Annotated in this window: 2 protein-coding genes; both read right to left on the bottom strand. The window is 32.3% G+C overall.

The genetic code is table 11. The features are described 5' to 3' along the window. Nucleotides 1-100: 100 nt before the first annotated feature. Nucleotides 101-1819: a dihydroxy-acid dehydratase gene (ilvD, locus tag L21TH_RS04810; RefSeq protein ID WP_006310701.1), complete on the bottom strand. Its 1719-nt coding sequence runs from the start codon at nt 1817-1819 to the stop codon at nt 101-103. Nucleotides 1820-2051: 232 nt separating this feature from the next. Continuing rightward, nucleotides 2052-2744 carry a FadR/GntR family transcriptional regulator gene (locus L21TH_RS04805; RefSeq protein ID WP_006310700.1) on the bottom strand — a complete coding sequence of 231 codons (693 nt, stop codon included), beginning with the start codon at nt 2742-2744 and terminating at the stop codon, nt 2052-2054. Nucleotides 2745-2903: the final 159 nt, after the last annotated feature.

Genomic DNA, 2903 nt, shown 5'->3' with positions numbered 1-2903 from the left:
TATTTTTTTTACTAATTTTCTGTGGATAAGTTTAATTTTGTATTTTGCAACTATCTAATTTAATATAATATCACCTTCAAGTAGTAGATATATGCTGTAGTTACAGCATATATCCTCCTTTCATTGGTGATACAGCCAATTTTGTATATACCCCTAATGCTCCTTTAGTATATTTTTGTTTTGGTTTAATCCACTTTTTCTTTCTTTCTTCTAATATATTTTTAATCTCTTGTACAGATTTTTCTTCTCCATTTACTCCAACTAAGTCCAATCTTCTATTTGGTATATCCACCTTAATAAGGTCTCCATCCTCAACTAATGCAATAGGTCCTCCTTCACTAGCCTCTGGTGAAACATGTCCTATGGCTGGTCCTCTAGTAGCACCTGAAAATCTTCCATCTGTGATTAATGCTGTAGTTGAAACCAATTGTTCATCAGAGGCTATTGCTTCTGTCGTATAAAACATCTCTGGCATTCCTGAACCTTTAGGACCTTCATATCTAATAAATACTGCATCTCCTGGCTTTATTTCTTTAGTTAAAACTGCGTTCAATGCATCTTCTTCACAGTCAAACACTCTTGCATTTAAAACAACTTGCATCATTTTTTTATCAACTGCTGAATGCTTAACAACAGCACCTTCTGGAGCAATATTCCCTTTCAATATTGCCACTGCTCCTTGACTTCGTATAGGGTTTTCTTTATTTTTTATTATATCTCTCTTATCCAATCCTATTTTTTCTAGATACTTATGACACCTATCATAATATCCAATATCTTTTAAATATTCTAGATTTTCACCCAAAGTTTTTCCAGTAACAGTTATTACATCTAAATGTAAGTAATCTTTTATTTCTTCCATTACTGCTGGTACTCCACCTGCATACCAAAAATATTCAGCTGGATAATATCCACTAGGTCTGATGTTTAAAATATATGGTATATTTCTATGTATTTTATCAAATAATTCAGGTTCAATGTCAATCCCTAATTCATGTGCAATCGCTGGCAAATGAAGCAGAGTATTAGTAGAACCTGCAATAGCTGCATGTACCATAATTGCATTTTCAAATGCTTTTTTAGTCATAATGTCAGAAGGCTTTAAGTCCTTATATATAAGATTTAGGGCTTGCTTACCAGCTCGTTCAGCTACTTCAGTTAGTTCTTCTGCAGTAGCTGGTATTAAAGCAGTACCTGGAAGTGCCATTCCTAATGCTTCTACCATTACCTGCATTGTTGATGCAGTTCCCATAAATGAACAAGCACCGCAAGTCGGACATGCATTATGCTTATAATAGTTAAATTCTTCTTCTGTTATTTCTTTTCTCTCATACTTAGCACTATATGTTCCTATTTGCTCAAGTGTAAGCATATTCGGACCAGCCTTCATTACACCTCCACATACAACTACTGATGGCATATCTAGTCTTGCAATTGCTTGTAAATGAGCTGGTACACCCTTATCACAACTTACTATAAACACTCCTGCATCATAAGGTGTAGAACCTACATGAATTTCTATCATATTAGCTATATATTCTCTTGATACTAATGAATAATTCATACCATCATGTCCTTGAGCTTGACCATCACACATATCTGTTACAAAATACTTAGCTGGCTTACCTCCCTTTTTAACTATAGTTTTGTAAGTTGTATAAACTAGTTTGTCTAAATGAACACTACCTGGATGACTATCACCAAAAGTACTCTCTATTATAATTTGTGGTTTTGATAGGTCTTTAATATTCCATCCCGTTCCTATTCTTAACGGATCCATTTCTGGTGCCTTTTTTCTCAACAACTGACTTCTTAGCATTGATATCCTCCTTAAAATATATGTTTAGTTGTCAGACATTTAATCTTCATGCAAGAAATGTTTTGATCAATTTTTCGTATTTTTCAAAAATTATTCTCTAATCTAGACCGTGTAAACATTTTCATTTGTCTGACAATTTAATTATAAAATATATATTTTATACAGTCAAGGATTAATTTCATATTATAAAATAGTATTTCATATTATGGAACTGTTGCAAAATAAGAACACATCAAGTGTTCTTATCATTAAGTTTTTTTATATCTTGTATTGTCCTTTCTATATGTCTCTTCATGAATATAGCGCTAAGTTCAGAATCCTTATTTTTTATAGCGTCTAATATCATTCTATGGTCCTTAATTCCACCTTCAGGCCCTAAGCTCTTATATAAGAGTTTTTGATGATACTCTAGTAAATTCTTTAATATTATATTTACTTTTGTAATTATTGAATTTTGTGTGCATTCTGCAATTTTGAGATGGAAATCCATGTCGGATTCGGCAAATTTTTGATTATCGTTTTTGAATTCTAACATTCGATTATAGCAATTCTCTAGCTCATGTATATTTTCTGGAGTATGGCGCTGTGCACAAAGTCTAGCATTTTCCACTTCAGTTATTAATCTAAACTCTAAAATTTCTAAGTAATTATCCAAGTCAAGAGTTATCATTGGTATAAGTCTATTAAAATATATAGAAGGTCCTAATTTATTAACAAAGGTTCCTTCCCCCTGTTTCTTTGTTAATATACCCAATGCAACCATTTTTTCTATTGCTTCTCTTACCGACATTCTGCTGACATTTAGCTGTTTAGCTAATTGAGGTTCAGACATTATTTTAGTTCCCGGGGGCCAATCCCCGTTTATAATTCTTTCTTCAATCTTCTTAAAAACCATATCACTTACACTAACCTTTTCTTTACTCATTGTTTCCTCCTTATGATAGTATTATTTTTTAATTTTAATTCTATTTTACTCTTTTTTTACACTTTTTTCTATTGTTGAGTCTACACCACATAATAAAAAGAATCGAGTAGGAGGTAGATAATTATTTTATCTACCGACCTCTCACACCACCGTACGTAC

The organism is Caldisalinibacter kiritimatiensis (genome assembly GCF_000387765.1).
GTDB lineage: Bacteria > Bacillota > Clostridia > Tissierellales > Caldisalinibacteraceae > Caldisalinibacter > Caldisalinibacter kiritimatiensis.
The sequence above is the reverse complement of the archived record's forward strand: the minus strand, read 5'-3'. Positions and strand labels throughout refer to the sequence as shown.

Coding starts and splice junctions, on each gene's coding strand:
- L21TH_RS04805 (WP_006310700.1), bottom strand. CDS start 2,744: ATGAGTAAAGAAAAGGTTAGTGTAAGTGATATGGTTTTTAAGAAGATT.
- ilvD (WP_006310701.1), bottom strand. CDS start 1,819: ATGCTAAGAAGTCAGTTGTTGAGAAAAAAGGCACCAGAAATGGATCCG.